Source organism: Micromonospora sp. NPDC050784 (assembly GCF_044456765.1).
Lineage (GTDB): Bacteria > Actinomycetota > Actinomycetes > Mycobacteriales > Micromonosporaceae > Micromonospora > Micromonospora foliorum.
The window spans coordinates 249,917-268,133 of the sequence record NZ_JBITGG010000007.1; the positions used below are offsets into that span (position 1 = coordinate 249,917).

The 18,217-nt window shown below is 71.3% G+C and carries 14 protein-coding genes; all 14 read left to right on the forward strand.

Annotated elements, in window-relative coordinates; all coding sequences use genetic code 11:
- Positions 1-102 precede the first annotated feature (102 nt).
- The 14 genes from ACIBD9_RS12575 (at position 103) to ACIBD9_RS12640 (ending at position 18,084) form a co-directional block, all read left to right on the forward strand.
- Entirely contained in the window at positions 103-567 is a 465-nt protein-coding gene (locus ACIBD9_RS12575) for a DUF948 domain-containing protein (RefSeq protein WP_112677951.1), read from the forward strand.
- Positions 568-596: 29 nt separating this feature from the next.
- A complete protein-coding gene (locus ACIBD9_RS12580) occupies positions 597-902 on the forward strand; it encodes a hypothetical protein (protein ID WP_091401860.1) in 306 nt (101 codons plus the stop codon).
- Positions 899-3,577 carry an alanine--tRNA ligase gene (alaS, locus tag ACIBD9_RS12585; protein ID WP_396717054.1) on the forward strand — a complete coding sequence of 893 codons (2,679 nt, stop codon included), beginning with the start codon at positions 899-901 and terminating at the stop codon, positions 3,575-3,577. Before ACIBD9_RS12580 ends, alaS begins: the two co-directional genes overlap by 4 nt.
- Before the next feature lie 72 nt (positions 3,578-3,649).
- Positions 3,650-4,108 (forward strand): Holliday junction resolvase RuvX, encoded by a 459-nt coding sequence (ruvX, locus tag ACIBD9_RS12590; protein WP_112677948.1) that lies wholly within the window; start codon positions 3,650-3,652, stop codon positions 4,106-4,108.
- Entirely contained in the window at positions 4,108-5,304 is a 1,197-nt protein-coding gene (gene mltG / locus ACIBD9_RS12595; RefSeq protein ID WP_396717056.1) for an endolytic transglycosylase MltG, read from the forward strand. Before ruvX ends, mltG begins: the two co-directional genes overlap by 1 nt.
- A 563-nt stretch (positions 5,305-5,867) precedes the next feature.
- Positions 5,868-6,698, forward strand: coding sequence for a shikimate dehydrogenase (locus ACIBD9_RS12600; RefSeq protein WP_396717058.1), 831 nt, complete (start codon positions 5,868-5,870; stop codon positions 6,696-6,698).
- A 117-nt stretch (positions 6,699-6,815) separates the two neighbouring features.
- Positions 6,816-8,522: a glycosyl hydrolase gene (locus tag ACIBD9_RS12605; RefSeq protein ID WP_396717060.1), complete on the forward strand. Its 1,707-nt coding sequence runs from the start codon at positions 6,816-6,818 to the stop codon at positions 8,520-8,522.
- A 222-nt stretch (positions 8,523-8,744) separates the two neighbouring features.
- Positions 8,745-10,682: a hypothetical protein gene (locus tag ACIBD9_RS12610; protein ID WP_396717062.1), complete on the forward strand. Its 1,938-nt coding sequence runs from the start codon at positions 8,745-8,747 to the stop codon at positions 10,680-10,682.
- A 127-nt stretch (positions 10,683-10,809) separates the two neighbouring features.
- On the forward strand, positions 10,810-11,328 hold the full coding sequence (locus ACIBD9_RS12615) for an acyltransferase (protein WP_396717064.1): 519 nt from the start codon (positions 10,810-10,812) through the stop codon (positions 11,326-11,328).
- The gene (locus ACIBD9_RS12620; protein WP_387176436.1) at positions 11,321-12,919 is read left to right on the forward strand and encodes a lipopolysaccharide biosynthesis protein; all 1,599 of its coding nucleotides are present in this window, start codon (positions 11,321-11,323) and stop codon (positions 12,917-12,919) included. Before ACIBD9_RS12615 ends, ACIBD9_RS12620 begins: the two co-directional genes overlap by 8 nt.
- Positions 12,920-12,987: 68 nt before the next feature.
- A complete protein-coding gene (locus ACIBD9_RS12625) occupies positions 12,988-14,280 on the forward strand; it encodes an O-antigen ligase family protein (protein WP_396717191.1) in 1,293 nt (430 codons plus the stop codon).
- Positions 14,277-15,914: a lipopolysaccharide biosynthesis protein gene (locus ACIBD9_RS12630; RefSeq protein WP_396717066.1), complete on the forward strand. Its 1,638-nt coding sequence runs from the start codon at positions 14,277-14,279 to the stop codon at positions 15,912-15,914. The genes ACIBD9_RS12625 and ACIBD9_RS12630 overlap by 4 nt, the downstream gene beginning before the upstream one ends.
- Positions 15,915-15,922: 8 nt before the next feature.
- The gene (locus ACIBD9_RS12635; RefSeq protein WP_396717193.1) at positions 15,923-16,825 is read left to right on the forward strand and encodes a sulfotransferase domain-containing protein; all 903 of its coding nucleotides are present in this window, start codon (positions 15,923-15,925) and stop codon (positions 16,823-16,825) included.
- Complete coding sequence (locus ACIBD9_RS12640) at positions 16,822-18,084, forward strand: hypothetical protein (protein WP_396717068.1); 1,263 nt, start codon at positions 16,822-16,824, stop codon at positions 18,082-18,084. Before ACIBD9_RS12635 ends, ACIBD9_RS12640 begins: the two co-directional genes overlap by 4 nt.
- Positions 18,085-18,217 lie beyond the last annotated feature (133 nt).

Here is an 18,217-nt window from a genome sequence, read left to right on the forward strand (position 1 = left end):
CGCTACCGGTGACCGCCGACGGTTCGGCGGCCGGTACGGGTGCCATGGTTGTGCGTTCCGGGGACGTCGGGTCCTGCGGAACTCTGCTTGAGGAGGACAGGCGTGGGCGACATTGGAGCGATCGCGGCGCTGATCGCGGCAAGCGCGTTCGCGGTGCTGGTGCTCATCCTGACGCTGCCCATCCTGCGGCTGCGGCACACGGTTGACGCCACCACCCGCATGATCAACGACCTCAACGATCGGACCGCACCGCTGCTCGGTGACGTGAACACCACGGTGAAGAACGTCAACACCGCGCTGGAGCAGGTGCAGACCTCGCTCGACGGTGTGAACCTCCAACTGGCGAAGGTCGACACCATGACCAGCCACGCACAGAACGTCACCGCCAACGTCGCCAACCTGGCCACCGTCGTCTCCGCCGCGGCCGCAAACCCTCTGGTCAAGGTGGCCGCTTTCGGCTACGGCGTGCGTAAGGCCGCCGCCGGTCGTCGGCACGCCGAGACCGAGCGTGAGGTACGCGACACCATCAAGCAGCAGCGACGGGCCGCGCGACGCGGCAACAGCTGACCGGCCGGCGCACCAGGAGGTAGCGGGACATGAGGCGCTTGTTCTGGCTCGGCATCGGGGTGGCCGTCGGTGTGATCGTGGTCCGCAAGGCGACCCGGACCGCGCAGGCGTACACGCCGGCGGGCATCGCCAGCTCGCTGACGGAATCCGCTGGCGGGCTCGTCGAGTCGCTGCGTAGTTTCGTGGAGGACGTCCGGGTCGGGATGGCCGAACGCGAGCAGGAGATCCACCACGCGTTCGCCCAGGGCGAGGCGTTCGACGACAAGTTCGCCGACCTGCGGGAAGACCCGCGAATCGGCGATCGAGAAATCTTTCCGGAGGAACACCAGCGATGAAGACGGCGGAGATCAAGCGGCGGTACCTCGCGCACTTCGAGGCGAATGGCCACACCGTGGTGCCGTCCGCTCCGCTGCCCGCCATCAGCGACCCGAACCTGCTGTTCGTCAACGCCGGCATGGTGCAGTTCGTCCCGTACTTCCTGGGTCAGCAGACCCCCGCGTACCAGCGCGCGGTCAGCGTGCAGAAGTGCATCCGCACCCCGGACATCGACGAGGTCGGCAAGACCAGCCGGCACGGCACGTTCTTCCAGATGAACGGCAACTTCTCCTTCGGTGACTACTTCAAGGCCGGTGCGATCCCGCTGGCCTGGGAGTTGTCCACGAAGCCGATCGCCGAGGGTGGTTACGGCCTGGATCCGGAGCGGATCTGGCCGACGATCTACCTCGACGACGACGAGGCGTACGAGATCTGGCGGTCGGTAGGCGTGCCGGCCGAGCGGATCGTCCGCCGGGGCAAGGCGGACAACTTCTGGTCGATGGGCATTCCCGGGCCGTGCGGTCCGTCGTCGGAGCTGTTCTACGACCGGGGCCCGGAGTACGGCCGCGAGGGCGGTCCGGCGGTCGACGAGGACCGGTACATGGAGTACTGGAACCTCGTCTTCATGCAGTTCGAGCGGGGTCCGGGCACGACCAAGGAGGACTACCCGATCCTGGGTGACCTGCCGGCGAAGAACATCGACACCGGCATGGGCCTGGAGCGGATGGCCTCGATCCTGCAGGGTGTGGACAACCTGTACGAGATCGACGAGGTCCGGCCGATCCTGGCCCGGGCGGCCGAGTTGACCGGTAAGCGGTACGGCGCGCACTCCGGGCACGTGGCCAGCGAGTCGCACCCGGACGACGTGCGGCTGCGGGTGATCGCGGATCACGTGCGCACGGCGCTGATGCTGATCGGCGACGGTGTGACCCCGTCCAACGAGGGCCGCGGGTACGTGCTGCGCCGGATCATGCGCCGGGCGATCCGGTCGATCCGGCTGCTGGGTTGGCAGGACCGGGCGCTGCCCGAGCTGCTGCCGGTGGCCCGGGACTGCATGGCGCCGTCGTACCCGGAGCTGGCGACCGACTTCGACCGGATCGCGGACTACGCGTACGCGGAGGAGGAGGCGTTCCTGTCCACCCTGCGTGCCGGCACCACGATCCTGGACACCGCGATCGCGGAGACCCGCACGGCGGGCGGCTCCGCGCTGTCCGGGGCGAAGGCGTTCCAGTTGCACGACACGTACGGCTTCCCGATCGACCTGACCCTGGAGATCGCCGCGGAGCAGGGCCTCACGGTCGACGACGAGGGTTTCCGGCGGCTGATGGCCGACCAGCGGACCCGGGCGAAGGCGGACGCGCAGGCCCGCAAGACGGGGCACGTCGACCTGTCGGCGTACCGGTCGGTGCTGGACGCGGGTGGGCCGGTGACGTTCACCGGGTACAGCGAGGTGTCCCGCGAGTCGACGGTGCGGGCGCTGCTCGGCGCCGACGGCCCGCGTCAGGCGGCGACCGAGGGCGACACCATCGAGCTGGTGCTGGACACGACGCCGTTCTACGCCGAGGGCGGTGGTCAGCAGCCCGACCAGGGCATGATCACGGTTGGTGGCGGGCAGGTCGAGGTGCTCGACGTGCAGCAGCCGGTGCCCGGTCTGATCGTGCACCGGGCCCGGGTGATCCGGGGCGAGGTACGCGCCGGTGAGGCCGGCTTCGCCGAGATCGACACGACCCGGCGTCGGGCGATCTCCCGGTCGCACACCGCCACGCACCTGGTGCACCAGACCATGCGCAACTTCCTCGGCGAGTCGGCCACGCAGGCCGGGTCGCTGAACGCCCCCGGTCGGCTCCGGTTCGACTTCAACACCCCGACCGGGGTGTCGCCGAGCGTCCTGCGCGACGTGGAGCAGCAGGTCAACGAGGTGCTCCTGGCCGACCTGGAGGTGCACGCCTTCATCACCTCGTTGGACGAGGCGCGGCGGATCGGCGCGATGGCGCTCTTCGGCGAGAAGTACGGCGAGGAGGTGCGGGTCGTCGAGGTGGGTGACTACGCCCGGGAGCTGTGCGGCGGCACGCATGTGGCCCGCTCCGCCCAACTCGGCCTCGTGAAGATCCTCTCCGAGTCGTCGATCGGTTCCGGTGTCCGCCGGGTCGAGGCGCTGGTCGGCATGGACGCCTTCGGCTTCCTGGCCAAGGAGCACCTGTTGGTCTCCCGGCTGGCCGAGCTGTACCGGGTGCCCAACGACCAGGTCGCCGACCGGGTGGAGCAGACCGTCACCCAGCTTCGGGACGCCGAGAAGGAGCTGGAGAAGCTGCGCGCCCAGCTGGTGCTGGGTGGTGCGGGGGCGCTCGCGGCACAGGCCAAGGACGTGCGCGGGGTCGCGTACGTGGGCACCGAGGCGCCGGAGGGCGCGGCCGGCAACGACGTGCGGACCCTGGCCCAGGAGATCCGCGGCAAGATCGACCCGGCGCGGCCGGCGGTCGTCGCGGTGGCGGCGCGGTCGAACGGCAAGGCGTCGCTGGTGGTGGCGGTCAACGCTGCCGCCCGCGGTCGGGGTCTGGCCGCCTCGGACCTGGTGAAGGCGGCGTTCTCCGGGCGCGGCGGTGGCAGCCCCGACCTGGCCCAGGGCGGCGGTCTGCCGGCGGCCGAGGCACCGAACCTGCTGCTCACCGTCGAGAAGGCGATCACTGAGGCGTGATAGATCATCACTGTGAGTCAGGGCGGGCCATTTGGTCCGCCCTGGTTCGTACCCGGTCGGTGGTGACATTCGGTGGCTGAGTTGACGCGAGGTGTGCGGATCGGCGTGGATGTCGGTCAGGTACGGGTGGGCGTGTCCCGCTCGGATCCGGACGGGATCTTGGCAACGCCGCTGGTCACCCTGGCCCGCGATCTCACGGCGGCACCGGACGCGGTGCCGAGCGACCTCGCCGAGCTGGCCGCGTTGGTGGCCGAGCACGAGGCCGTCGGGGTGGTCGTCGGTCTTCCGGTCAATCTCGCTGGCAAGCATGGCCCTGCGGCCGTCCATGTGAAGGCGTACGCTGACCGACTGGTCGATGTGATAGCGCCTGTCCCGGTAACGCTCACTGACGAGAGGATGTCGACCGTGGTCGCTTCTCGTAGGCTTGCCGAGCGTGGCGTCCGAGGTAAACGTCAACGTGCGGTTGTCGATCAGGCGGCCGCGGTGGAGATCCTGCAGAGCTGGCTGGACGCGCAGCGGAGGCGGACGTAATGATCGACGATCTGGACCTTGGGTTCGACGAGCCGGAGCGGGGGGAGAAGGGTCGGCACCGGCGCGGCTTCCGCAAGCGCAAGGGCGGGTCCGGCGGCGGCCGGGGCAAGACATTCCTGGCTCTGCTGATGGCCCTGCTCCTGCTGGGCGGCATCGGCGGTGGCGCGTTCTACGGCTTCGACCGCATCCAGAACTACTTCGTCACCCCCGACTACGACGGCAGCGGGTCCGGTGAGATCACCGTCGAGATCAAGAACGGCGCGCTGATCGCCGACATGGCCGACGCCCTCGTGGCGGCCGACGTGGTGAAGAGCCACAAGGCTTTCATCGAGGCGGCCGAGGCCAACTCGCGCAGCAAGAACATCCAGCCGGGCACGTACAAGCTGCGTAAGCAGATGAGCGGCGCGAGCGCCGTGACCGCGATGCTCGACCTGAAGAACAAGATCGTGAACGGGCTGACCATCCCCGAGGGCCGCACGAGCTTCAACATCTACAAGCTGCTCTCCGAGAAGACCAAGATTCCGGTCAAGGACTTCCAGGCCGCCGCGAAGGACCCGGAGGGGCTCGGCATCCCGGACTGGTGGTTCAAGCGCGCCGACGGCAAGAAGAGCGTCAAGTCCGTCGAGGGTTTCCTCTTCCCGGACACCTACGAGATCCCGCCGAAGTCCACGGCCGAGAGCATCCTCAAGCTGATGGTGAACCGTTTCCTGTCGGTGACCGGGGAGATGAAGTTCGCCGACACGGTGCAGAAGGAACGGGGCGGCGTCAGCCCGTACGAGGCGCTGATCGTGGCCTCACTGGCCCAGGCCGAGGCGGGCAACAAGGACGACCTGGGCAAGGTCGCCCGGGTGGCCTACAACCGGGTGTACGGCGAGTTCTTCTGCAACTGCCTGGAGATGGACGTCACTGTCAACTACTACCTGGAGTCGATCGGTAAGCCGACCAAGTCGTCTAAGCAGATGACGGCGGCCGAGCTGGACGACCCGAAGAACCCGTACAACCGCAAGCTGCCGGGCATGATCCCCACCCCGATCAACAACCCGGGCAAGCAGGCCCTGGAAGGGGCGATGGACCCGCCGACCGGCAAGTGGCTCTACTTCGTGGCGATCGACAAGCAGGGCCACTCCGCGTTCGCCGAGACGTACGAGCAGCACCAGCGCAACGAGAACAAGGCCCGCGAGGCCGGCATCATCTGACCGACCGGGAAAACGCCGTAAAGGCTCCCTTCCCATTGCGACCGCATTTATTGGTCGCCGTCGGGAAGGGAGCCTTTACGCGCGTCAGTCTTGACGCGCGATTACGGCGTCATTGTCAGTGACTCGTGCCGGTCCACGTGCCGGTGCGCGGGTTGAGGAACGTCCACACGCCGTTGCTGTTCTGCTTGCGCAGACCGAACGTGCGGTTGTAGCCGTAGTAGAAGTACCCGGTCTGGGTGCTCGTGTCGAACCCGGTGTTGCGGTTGACCGCGCCGTACGCCTTGCCCCAGGTCCGCGGCCCGACCGAGTGAAAACCTCGGCAATCGCGATAAGGGCACGAAGAATGCTTTGTTCAAGGTTTCCGCTTTTTCGGATCGGCGCTTCCGTCGTCGGAATGCTTTCACCAACGTCGATGGGGGCAAAGCGATAACCCGGTCGCCCGGGGCGGCCGCAGCCGAATTTTCTGGTGCCCGGACGGGGTGCTCGGTAGGGTCGGACCCGACGTGCGGCAGAGAGCGGGGAAGCGATGTCGACAGTGACCGGGTCTGCGGCAACGACCGGCGGTGACCGTGTCGACCCGTAGGGCCGCGGTGCTGGGCAAGCCGATCGCGCACTCCCTGTCGCCGGTGATCCACACCGCGGGTTACGTCGCCGCCGGGCTGACCGGGTGGTCGTACACCCGGATCGAGTGCGCGGCGGCGGAGCTGCCGGATCTGGTCGCCGGCCTGGGCCCGGAGTGGGCCGGGTTGTCGGTGACCATGCCGGGCAAGGAGGCGGCGCTCGCCGTGGCCGACGCCGCGTCGCCGGTCGCCGCCGCCGTCGGCGCGGCCAACACGTTGGTACGCCGTCCGGACGGCTCCTGGTACGCGGACAACACCGACGTCGCCGGCATGGTGCGGGTGCTCACCGACGCCGGCGTGACCGCCGGTGCCGCCGTGACGGTGCTCGGTGCCGGCGGGACGGCCCGCGCCGCGCTCGCCGCCGCCGCGCAGCTCGCGTGCTCGTCGGTGACGGTGGTGGCCCGCCGACCGGAGGCGGTCGACGAGTTGCGTCCGGTGGCGGGCGTGCTGGGTGTCGCGCTGACGCCCGCGCCATGGGGCGACGCGCCCCGGCAGCTCTCCGCCGCCGACGTGGTCGTCTCCACGGTGCCGAAGGGGGTCGCCGACCCGCTGGCCGGCGCGGTGGCCTGGCGGCCGGGCGCGGTGTTCTTCGACGCGCTCTACGACCCGTGGCCCACACCGCTGGCGACGGCCGCCGACGTGGCCGGTTGCCGGATCGTCCCCGGCCTGGACCTGCTGCTGGCCCAGGCCGTCGGGCAGTTCGAGCAGTTCACCGGGGTGGCCGCACCGAGGGCCGCGATGGCCGCCGCGCTGACCGCTGCTCGCGCCGGCTGAGACGCCCGCACCTTAGCTGACGGTTAAGACGCGCTTACGGGAAACTGTCCTACCTGCCACATGTCCTGGTCATCGATACGCTGCTCACCGTTACGGACGCAGACACAGGGAGTTTCCTTGACCAGGCACGGACTGCACCGCATCACCCGGTTCCGTTCTGGACCCCGGCGTAAGGCGATTGCCATCGGCGTGCTCGGCGGCTCGGTGGTGGCCGGCATCGTGGCGACCATGATGCCGCTGCTGGCCAGCGACGACCTGTCGATCCGGGCGGCGGCCGACACCACCGCGACCGCGGTGACGCAGGACGGTGACAACGCGGCCAAGTCGACCCTGGCCACCTGTGCGACGCGCTGCGACGGCAACCCGCGCGGTGGCCGCGAGGCGGTCATCGAGTTCGCGGTGACCGCGGTGCCGGCCACCGCGGTCAACGTCCGGGCGACGCTGCGGGTGCACGCCTGGCAGCCGTTCGCCGCCACGGTGACGGCACACGCCTCCCCGTTGAGCGCCCGCGAGTCGCGGCCTCCCCTGACGCCGGCCGGTGCCGCACTGGACAGCGTGACAAGTGTGGCCAAGGGTTTCAACGAGTGGGACGTCTCCAAGCTGGTCACCGGTAACGGCACCTGGACGGTCTCGCTGGCCCAGAGTGGCCTGGAGAGCCGGATCTACTGGGCGTCGGTCGAGAACCGCAACCCGGACCTGCGGCCCAGCCTGCTGATCAGCTACGACCTCGGGGCCCGGCCGTCGGCGGTGCCGACCACCCGGCCGGCTCCGCCACCGTCGCCGAGCGCGCCGCCGACCACCGCCGCGCCGAAGCCGTCGCCGACCATCGCCCCGACCCGGACGGCCACCCCGAGCGCCAGCGGCAGCCTTCCGTCCGGCAAGTGCGGGTCCGTCTCGGACAAGCTCGTCCCGTCCTGTGGTGCCTGGTGGGGCATGTACTCGCCCGCCGGCGCGGCCGGTGGCTGGGACCACGGCAAGGCCGTCACCGACGTGGAGACGCAGGTCGGGCGCAAGTTCGACATCGTGCACCGCTACCACGACTTCTCCAACTCCGGCAGTAACGGCGCCTTCCCCGACGTGTACGAGTCGCAGCAGATGCGCGAAGGCCGGTTGATGTTCTTCGCCTGGGAGTCCCGTGACTTCTCCGCCGGCACCACTCTCAAGTGGTCGGACGTCTACGGCGGCAAGCAGGACGACACCATCGACGCGGTGGCGGGCCGGATCCGCGCCGCCGGCGTGCCGGTCTTCATCGGCTTCGACCACGAGCCGGAGGACGAGCCGGCCAAGGGTAGCGACGCCGACTTCGTCCGCGCCTGGCGCTACGTCCACGAACGGTTCGCCAACGCCGGCGCGACCAACGCGGTCTGGGTCTGGACGATGATGGGCTGGTCCGGGCACTACTCCCGGTACGCCGGCCTGTACCCCGGCGACCAGTACGTCGACTGGGTGGCCTACGACCCGTACAACTTCCACGTCTGCAACGGCAGCACGGTGTGGAAGAGCCCGAGCACGACTGTCAGTGGCTTCTACCGATGGCTGGACGACAGCGGCATCGGCGCCGGCAAGCCACGGATGCTCGCCGAGTTCGGCACCAACTTCAACTCCGCCGACCCGGGCGCCAAGCAGCGCTGGTTCCAGGACTTCCCTGCGGCGCTGAAGGCGCACCCGAAGATCAAGGCGGCGATCTACTTCAACTCGGCCGGGATGACCAGCCGCACGTCGACCTGCGACATGACGATGAACCACGATGCCTCGGCGGTGGCCGGCTTCGCGCAGGCCGGACAGGACCCCTACCTGCGGCAACCCACCGGAGGTAGCCGCTGACGTTCGAAACGGGCTGATCGAACGGCGGTTCGCCGGGGGTCGGAGATCCGATCCTCCGGCGTTCTGTCGGCTTGCGGATTCATGCACCGCCCAATCGGCGGATTTTGTTAACCAGGCTGGACGAGGCACGCTACCTCGGGTTCTCATCCAATCTGGAGGCGAAGCGTGCCCAAACTCTCGCACTCGTGGCGTTTTGCAGGACGACGTCGTACTCGGGCGGGGATGGTCGCGTTGGCGATCATCGCCGCAGGTCTGGGCGTGCCCACGACCGCGTCGGCCGCGGTGGTACCGGTCCCGGCCACGGCGACCCTGGTGTCGGCGAACCCCGCCGACGCGACCCCGCACGCGCGAGACGGTGAGACCCGTGCCTTCGCGCAGGTGGGCAACACGGTCTTCGTCGGCGGCAGCTTCACCCAGCTCCGGCAGACCGCCAGCTCCGCGTGGATCACGCAGCGCTACCTCTTCGCGTACGACCGGACCACCGGCACCATGTCGACCACCTTCCTGCCGGTGCTCGACGGCGCGGTCAACACCCTCCTCGCCGGCCCCGGCGGCACGCTGATCGTCGGCGGCGCCTTCAAGACCGTCAACGGCGTCTCCCGGAAGAACCTGGTGGCGCTCAACCCGTCCACCGGCGCGATCGTCGACAGCTGGGTCGGGCGCTCCGACGGCGGTACGGTCCGTGACCTGGCGCTGCACGGCAACTGGCTGTACGTGGCCGGCGCGTTCAACTGGCTCAACGGCACCGCGCACGCCGGTCTCGGCCGGCTCAACGCGACCACCGGCGCGATCGACCCGAGCTTCAGCGTCGACGCCACCGTGGGGCGGCACGGCACCACGTCGTACGTCTGGACCATCGACGTCGCGCCGGACGGCGGCACTCTGGTCGTCGGCGGCAACTTCACGCTCGTCAACGACCTGCCGCGCAACCAGATGGCGTTGGTGGGCGTCTCCGGGACCCCCACGGTGCTCGACTGGAGCACCGACAAGTTCGTTCCGCCGTGCGCCGCGCCGGCGACCTTCGTGCACTACGTGCAGGACGTGAAGTTCGGAGGCGACGGCACCTGGTTCGTGGTCGGCACCAACGGCGGCGCCGGCTGGCCGGCCGCGTACTGCGACGCCCTGGTCCGCTTCGAGACCGCCGAGCGGGGCTCTGGCCTGCTCGCCACCTGGGTCGACTACACCGGCAACGACACCATCACCGCGGTCGAGGTGGCGGACAACGTCATCTACCTGGGTGGGCACTTCCGCTGGGTCAACAACCCGAACGCCAGCGACAACGCCGGCCCGGGTGCGGTCGACCGGCTCGGCATCGCCGCCGTCACGCCGGCGACCGGCATGCCGGTGAACTGGAACCCGCGCCGTAGCGGCAGCGCCTCGATGCCGTCGGGCACCAGCAACTGGGGTTCCTCGGTGCCGGTGCTCTGGCGTGGCTCGGACGGCCTCTACTTCGGGCACAACTCCGACGGCATGGGCGAGGAGTACCACGGCCGGCTCGGCATGTTCCCGCTCGCCGGCGGACGCACCTTCACCCCGAAGAACCCGCCGTCGGCCACCACCGGCAACCTCTACCTGGGCACCGCCTCGGGCACCGTGGCGAAGGTCCCGTTCAACGGCACCGCGCTGGGCACCGCGACCAGCGTCAGCCAGCCCGCGTACACGGCGGCCGGCGCGACCTGGCGGGTGGACGACCGGATCTACTGGTCGCACACGGTGGCCGGCACGCCCACCGGTAGTCGGATCGACGTCTCGCTCTTCAACGGGGGCGCGATCGGCTCGCCGTGGGAGGCGTCCGGCTACAACGACTGGTACAACCCGGCGTTGCTGACCGGCGCCTTCTTCCTCGACGGTCGGCTCTACTACACCCGCACCGGGGCCAACAGCCTCTATTACCGCTACTTCGAGATCGACGGCAACTACCTCGGTGCCACCGAGTTCGCCCTGCCGACCACGGGTGTGACCTGGTCCGCGGTGCGGGGCATGGCGTGGGTGGGCGGCCGGATCGTCTACGGCTCCACCGACGGCGCTCTGCGGAGCGTGCCGTTCGACCCGACGGCCGCGCCGAGCGCGGTGGTCAACGGCGCCACGGCGACCGTCATCAGCAGCGCGACGCCCGAGTTGTCCTGGTCTACCCCATCGACATTCTTCTCCGTACAGTAAGGGTCAACCGTTCGTGACGGAGCATCGGTAGATTGTTCGCGTTGGGCCGGTGGCGGTAGCACCGCCGCCGGCCCGCGACGGTGGGGGAGGGTCGTTGCTCGGCGCCGCTGGCATCCGAACGAGACGCGTGGTGCGTCTGGTCTTCGCGGTCAAACGCGGCTGGTATCAGCTCCGTTACCGACGGTTGACGCTCGGTCGGGACGTGGAGATCCGAGGCCGGATCCGGTTGCGGCGCGGCGTGCGGGTGACCATCGGAGACCGCACCCGGTTGAACAAACTCGTCCGCTTCGCCGGCCCCGGCGAGGTACGCGTCGGCGCGGACTCTCTGCTCAACGCCACCTGGATCGGCACCTGGACGTCGGTGACGGTGGGGGACCGGTGCCTCCTGTCGGACTGCGAGCTGCTCGACAACGACTTCCACAACCTGCCCCCCGAGCAGCGGCACGCACCGCCCGGCCCGCTCACCCGGGCCCCGATCGTCCTTGAGGACAACGTGTGGGTCGGTGCGCACGCCCTGGTCCTGAAGGGCGTGCGGATCGGCCGGGACAGCGTCGTCGGCGCGGCGACTGTGGTCCGCACCGACGTACCACCCGGCGTCGTGGTCGTCGGTAATCCTCAACAGACGGTGAAGAAGTTCCATGACTGATGCAGCGCCCGCCCCCTGGCCCACGGACGGCCCGTCCTCCGGCACCTCTCGTGCCGTGACACTGACCGACCTGCTGCGGGTGCCGATGCACCGGTTGCGGTTGGTGGGGGCGGTCGCCATGGTCGGTCTGCTGGCCGCGCTCGGCTACGTGCTGCTGGTGCCGGCGGCGATGACCGCGAGCGCCGTGGTCGCGGTCCGGCCGGTGGTGACCGACGCCTTCACCCCCAGCGGCGCGGGCGCCGACCGCGCGGTCAACATGAACGTGGAGAGCGGCATCGCCACCGGCACCGAGGTGGTGCAGCGGCTCGCCGAATCGGCCGGCGGCGACCCGCGTGACATCCGTGACGCGCTCGAGGTCGAGGTGCCCACCGGCGGGCAGATCCTGCGCTTCACCTACCAGGCGCGCGAGGCGCACCGGGCCGTGCAGAGCGCCAACCTGGCCGCCGAGGCCTACCTGAGCGTGCGCCGGACCATGTACGAGCAGCAGCGCGCCGAGATGCTGCGCTCCTACGACGCCAGCATCACCAAGGTCGCCGCCCAGCAGACCGCGTTGCAGAAGCGGGCGAACACCGCCAAGGACACCGCCGCCGGTGACGCGCTGGTGGCCGAGTTGGCCGGCATCAACAACCAGCTCACCCAGCTCAACGCCGCCCGTACCGAGATCGCGGCGGTCGACGTCAACCCCGGCTGGGTCACCCAGACCGCCGAGAAGGCGCTGGTCACCTCCGCCGGGCACCGCCCGCTCTACCTGGTCGCCGGCCTGCTCGGTGGCGCCTTGGTCGGCATCGTGCTGGCGTACCTCTGGGAGTCGACCGACCGGCGGGTCCGCTCGGTGGCCGACGGCCGGGAGGCCTCCGGCCTTCCGCTGCTCGGCACGGTGCGCCGACCGGGGTTCCGGGGTAGCCCCCGGGCTGTCGACGCCGACGTCCGGTACGTGGCGATGGCGGTCGCCGAACGGGTCCGGCAGCCGGCCCGGGTGGCGCTGGTCACCGCCCGGGAGGACGCCACCGCGCTCACCGCCGGGCTCGCGGTGGCGCTCGCCGTGGACGGCCGGGAGGTCTTCGTCGCCGACGACAGCGGACGGATCGAGCGGCTACGGACCAGCGTGCTCGCCGACCGGGGGCGCCTGCCCATCGACCCGTCCCGGCCGTTGGTGCCCAAGCCCCGACCGGCCGGCAGCACACCGGCCGCCGGTGCCGCCACGGACGGCACGCCCGCCCGCCGACCCTCCCCGCACCCGCCCGGCGCCCGCCCGTCCACCGACCCGGACGCCACACTGACGCTGCCGCGGGTGTCGTCGGCCCGCCCGGACAACGGTCGCGTCGTCGCCCCGGACGAGGTCGCCGTGGGGGTGGGCAGTGTCCGGTTCGGCACCTGGCGGCAAGGCGCGGATCACGGCCTGGTCCTGTTCAACGCCCCTCCGGCGGAGTCCGACGAGCGTGGCGTCGCCGTGGCCCGGCAGGGCAGCGCGGTGGTGGTCGTCGAGCGCGACCGTACCCGGCAGAGCGACCTGCGCCGCCTGGTGGAGCGGCTGCGCGCCGCCGGGGTCACCCCGCTGGGCTTCGTGCTCACCCGGAACGGCCGGGCCTGAGTGTGTCGGTGACCCGCGCCCCGGCGACCGAACCACCGCCCGGAGGCGCCCCGGAGGAGGCCGCCCCGGTGCCGCCGCCCGCGCCGCCGCAACTGCCGCTCTGGCCGCTGTCGATGATGTTCGGCCTGGTGCCGCTCTGGTGGCTGCTCGGTGCGTTCTACCTCGGTTGGCCGCTGCTGGGTGCGCTGCTGTTCGCGTTGCTGCTCACCCGGGGGCGCGTGCCGCTGCCGCCGGCGGTCGGGATCTGGTTGCTCTTCCTGGCGGTCGTGGTGGTCAGCGCCACCCAACTGTCGTCGCCCGCCTCGCTGCTCACCTTCGCCCTGCGCCTGGCCTTCTACCTGACCGCGCTGGTGGTCGGCGTCTACGTCTACGCCGCCGCCCGGGAACGCGCCAGCCTGGTGGCGGTGCTCACCCCGCTCTGCGCGTTCTGGTTCGGGCTGGTGGCGCTGGGCTGGCTCGGGGTGCTGGTGCCCCGGCTGGCCATGACGACCCCGGTGGAGGTGCTGCTGCCCAGCGGAGTGGCCGGCACCCCGTTCATCCAGGACATGGTGCACCTCACCACCGCTGAATACAGCGCCCGTTCGCTCAACCCGATCTACCGGCCGGCCGCGCCGTTCGCGTACACCAACAACTACGGCAGCGCGTACGCCATGACCCTGCCCTGCGTGGTGGCCTTCGCGATGCTGCGCCGGCAGGGGCTGCTGCGCTGGGCGCTGCTGGCGTCGCTGCCGCTGTCGCTGGCGCCGGCGTTCCTCACCCTCAACCGGGCGATGTTCCTCAGCCTCGGCGCCGGGCTGGCGGTGCTCGGGGTGCGGGCCAGCCTGCGCGGCAACGTCCGGGTGGCCGCGTCCATCGTCGGGGTGGTGGTGATCGGCGCGTTGGCCACGCTGTTCATTCCGATCACCGAGCTGATCAGCCGACGGGTCGACTCCAGCGACACCAACACCGACCGGCTCTCGCTCTACACGGAGGTGATCCGCCGGGTGCAGGAGTCGCCGTGGTTGGGCTACGGCGCTCCGGTGAACGTCGACACGGTGTCGGCGGCCGCGCCGATCGGCACCCAGGGGCAGTTGTGGATGGTGCTGTTCAGCCACGGCGTACCCGCGCTCATCTGTTTCCTGGCCTGGTTCGTCGCCGCCGCGGTGATCTGCGCCCGGGCGACCTCGGCGGCCGGGCAGTGGCTGGCGGTGGTGCCTGTGGTCTGCCTCGTGCAGATCCCGTTCTACGGCATGGCGAACCAGAACCTGGCGGTCGCGTTCTTCGCGGTCGCCTTCGCGATGGCGTTGACCGAACGCGAACGGCTGGCCCGGTTGGCCGGGTCGTCGCCGACGGCGGCGCGGAACGCCCCGGTGTCCGCGTGACCGCCGCGACCCGGCCACCGGCCGGCGCTGACGGGGCCCGGCCGACGCCCGCCCCGGTCGAGGGCCGGGCCACGGCGTCGCCCGCCGGGGACGTCGGCTCGGCCGAGACCCGCCGCAGCGCGCGTAGCGGCGTGGCCGGTCTGCTCGGCGCGGCCACCAGCGGGTTGTTCGGGTTCGTGCTGGCCGTCGTGATCACCCGCGGGTACGGCACGGCCGGCGCGGGCGCGTTCTTCGCCGCGATCGGGGTCGTCACCGTGGCCACCGCGATCTGCACGCTCGGCGCGGAGACCGGTCTGATGTGGGCGCTGCCCCGCCGCACTGCCGGTGTGCGCGGTGACGCGGCCCGGGTGCTCCCGGTGGCGCTGATCCCGCCGCTGCTGACCGGGGTCCTGGTCGCCGGCGCGGGCGTGCTGGCCGCCGACGCGCTCGCGCCCCGGCTGCTGCGCGGCTCCGGCGCGAGCGGCGACGCGCTGCTCACCGTCACGTTCGCAGCGGTGCCGGTGGTGGTCGCCATGACCCTGCTGCTGGCCGCGCTGCGCTGCGTGCGGCCCATCCGGGCGTACGTCGGGGTGCAGTTCCTGCTGCTTCCGGTCGCCCGCCCGGTGCTTGTCGGCGCCGCCGCGCTGGCGGGTGGTGGTCTGCTCGCCGGCATGACCGGCTGGTTGGTGCCGGCGGCGTTGGCGCTGCTGGCCTGCCTCGTTCTCGTCGCCGGCCCGCTCGGGCTGGGCCGGGGCGCGACGCTGCGTCCGCACCGCTCCGACTGGTCGACGTTCTGGCGCTTCGCGCTGCCCCGGGCCGCCTCGGCGGCCATCGACGCCGGCAGCATGTGGGTGGGGGTGTTGCTCACCTCGGTGCTGGCCGGGCCGGCGGACGCCGGTGTGTTCGGTGCCGTCGGCCGGTACGTGCTGGCCGGTCAGTTGGCCATGCAGGGGCTGCGGGTGGCGGTGTCTCCGCAGTTGTCCCGGCTGCTCGGGCGGGGCGAGCGGGCCGCGGCGGCGGCCGTGCACCGGCAGTTGACCACCTGGGGGCTGGTGCTGTCCTGGCCGGTGTACCTGTTGCTGGCGGTCTTCGCGCTGGCCTTCCTCCAGTTGTTCGGACCGGAGTTCAGCGCCGGTGTGCCGGCGATGACGGTGCTCGCGCTGGCGATGTTGGTCAACACCGGCGTGGGCAACGTGCAGAGCCTGCTCCTGATGGGCGGGCGCAGCGGGCTGCACCTGGTCGCCACCGTCGCCGGGTTGACGGTGACGGTCTCGCTGGGTCTCTGGCTGATCCCCTGCTACGGCGCGACGGGCGCGGCGGTGGCCTGGGCGGCCGGCATCGTCACCGAGAACCTCACCGCCGCCGGGTTCGCCCGGTCGGTGGTCCGGCAGCCGCTGGTCGACGCCGCGATGGCGCGTGCCGCGGTGGTCACGGTCGCCGGGGTGGGCCTGGCCGCCGCCGCCGGTGTGCTGGTGGGCGGTCGCGGCCTGCCCGGTCTCGCGGTGGCGCTGGTGGTGCTGCTGGCCGGCTGCGTCGGCATGTTGACGTTGCCCCGGGTGCGCGCCGGCATCCGGGGGACCATGAGGCAGATCCGTGGAGGGGACAACGCGGCCGCGGCCGCCGGCCCCACCTCGGCATCGACGAGAGGCAGGTGAGGTTCGTCGTGGTGTCCATCCGTGACCGGGTCAAGCAGTTGGTTCCGACCCAGGTGACCACCCGGGTGAAGGAGTCGCTCGTCGACTACGGCGTTCGCACCAGCGATCGCCGCCCGCTGCCGGACTTCCTGATCATCGGGACCAAACGGGGTGGCACCACCTCCCTGTGGAACTACCTCATCCAGCACCCGTTGGTGCCCCGGCTCTTTCCCGCCTGGAACACCAAGTCGGCGCACTACTTCGAGGAGCACTGGGGCCGCGGCGAATCCTGGTACCGCTCGCACTTCCCGACCGAGCGGCAGCGCGAGGCCCTGGCCAGGCGGCATGGCGGGCCGGTCCGGGTCGGTGAGGCCGCCCCGCTGTACATGTTCCACCCGCTCGCCGCGCAGCGGGTCGCCGCGCTGATGCCGACGGTGAAGCTCATCGTGCTGCTGCGGGACCCGGTGGAGCGGGCGTACTCGCACTGGAAGGAACGCCGCACCCACGGCATCGAACCACTGGACTTCGCCGCCGCGCTGGCGGCCGAGCCGGAGCGCACGGCGGGGGAGCGGGAGCGGCTGATCGCCGAGCCGGAGTCGTTCAGCGAGCCGTACGACTGGTACACGTACCGGGCCCGGGGGCGTTACCTGGAGCACCTGGAGCCGTGGCTGGAGCGTTTCGACAGGCAGCAGATCCTCTTCCTGCCCAGCGAGGACCTGTACCGCGACTCGCGGGCGACGTACCGGCGCACCCTGGACTTCCTCGGGCTGCCGGCGTACGACCTGCCCAACTTCAAGGTCTACAACGATCGGCGCTCGGCACCGCTGGAGCCGACGGTGCGCGCTGAGCTGACCGACTACTACCGGCCGTACAACGACGCGTTGCGCCAGCGGCTCGGGCTGGACCTCGACTGGGCGGACCGGGCGGCGTGACGACCCGGGTGGGCCCGGCCACCGACCCGCGTTCCCGAGTGGACGGCCTGGGTTGGGTGAGCCGCGCGGTCTTCCCGGACGACCGGGTCGGCCTGACCGTGGCGGGCGCCCTGCCGGCCGGTCACCAGGCGGTGGCCCGGTACGCGGTGGTGCCGTCGGTCGCCCGGGCCCGGTTCCTGGTGCCGTTGGGCGCGCCCCGGGCCGGGGCGGCGTCCCTGTTGGCGTACAACGCCCTGCGGCCACCGAAGGTGCGCGCGCTGCGGGCGGTGCTCGGCGGGCTGGCCCGGTTCGGCCGGGTGGGGCTCGCGCCCTTCCCGACGTTGACCGTCTCGGTGCCGGCCGGGGGGCCGGCCGCGGAGCTGCTGCTGAGCGAGCGGCTCTCCGCCGACCTGGGTGACACGCCGCTGCTGGCCGCGTTCGGGGTTCGCCCCCCTGACCCGAACGGCAAGCCCACCCTGCAACTCTTCAGCGCCGACGGGCGTCCGCGCGGCTACGCGAAGATCGGCTGGAACGACGCGACCCGCGCGCTGGTCAGCGCGGAGGCGGCGGCGCTGCGGGCGTTGCGCGCGGTGGTCGGCGTCGCCGACCACCCGACGCCGCCGAGGCTGCTCACCGAGACGTCGTGGGCCGGCCAGGTGGTCGCGGTGATCGAGCCGTTGCCCCCGGCGGTACGCGGTGTGCCGGTGGACGATCCACCACGGATCGCGGCGCTGCTCGCGGTCGCCCGGCGTGGCGGCCCGGCGGGCACACCTCGACCGCTCGGCGACTCGGCCTTCCTGCGCCGGCTGGCCGATCAGGCCGGCCGGGCCGCCGCGACCGAGCCAGCCGGCGCACGGGCGGTCGCCGCGGTATCCGCGCTGGCCCGTCGGCATGGCGACACCAACGTCGAGTTCGGTCACTGGCATGGTGACTGGGTGCCGTGGAACCTGGGCTGGCACGCCGGCCGGTTGGTCGCCTGGGACTGGGAGCACAGCGGGCCGGACGTGCCGGTCGGCTTCGACTTGGCGCACGACGCGTTCCAGCGGGCCCTCGTGCTGCGGGGGGAGCCGGCCGACGCCGCCGCGTCGGCCGTCGACGGGTATCTGAGCCGGCACGGCGAGCGGCTCGGCCTCGACGCGGCTCGTCGCCGGCTCGTCGCCGACGCGTACCTGGTGGAGATGTGGTTGCGCACCTGGCGGCTGGCCGACGCGGGCGCGGGTTGGAACGCCGCACTGCATCCCGCTCTCTTGGACGTCATCGAGAAAAGACATAGCGGTTGATCTGGAGGAATCGCGGCGGCGACGGCCCGTCGTAGAGTGACGACATAATCGCAGGTGGTGATGACGATCGATGGACCTCGGACGTTCGGCGCGTCGAAGCGCCCGCCGTGGAGATCGTCATCTCGGCCGGTCG

Excerpts from the sequence above, each read along its gene's own strand:
- ACIBD9_RS12580 (WP_091401860.1), top strand. The coding sequence starts at position 597 with ATGAGGCGCTTGTTCTGGCTCGGCATCGGGGTGGCCGTCGGTGTGATC.
- alaS (WP_396717054.1), top strand. The coding sequence starts at position 899 with ATGAAGACGGCGGAGATCAAGCGGCGGTACCTCGCGCACTTCGAGGCG.
- mltG (WP_396717056.1), top strand. The coding sequence starts at position 4,108 with ATGATCGACGATCTGGACCTTGGGTTCGACGAGCCGGAGCGGGGGGAG.
- ACIBD9_RS12610 (WP_396717062.1), top strand. The coding sequence starts at position 8,745 with ATGGTCGCGTTGGCGATCATCGCCGCAGGTCTGGGCGTGCCCACGACC.
- ACIBD9_RS12620 (WP_387176436.1), top strand. The coding sequence starts at position 11,321 with ATGACTGATGCAGCGCCCGCCCCCTGGCCCACGGACGGCCCGTCCTCC.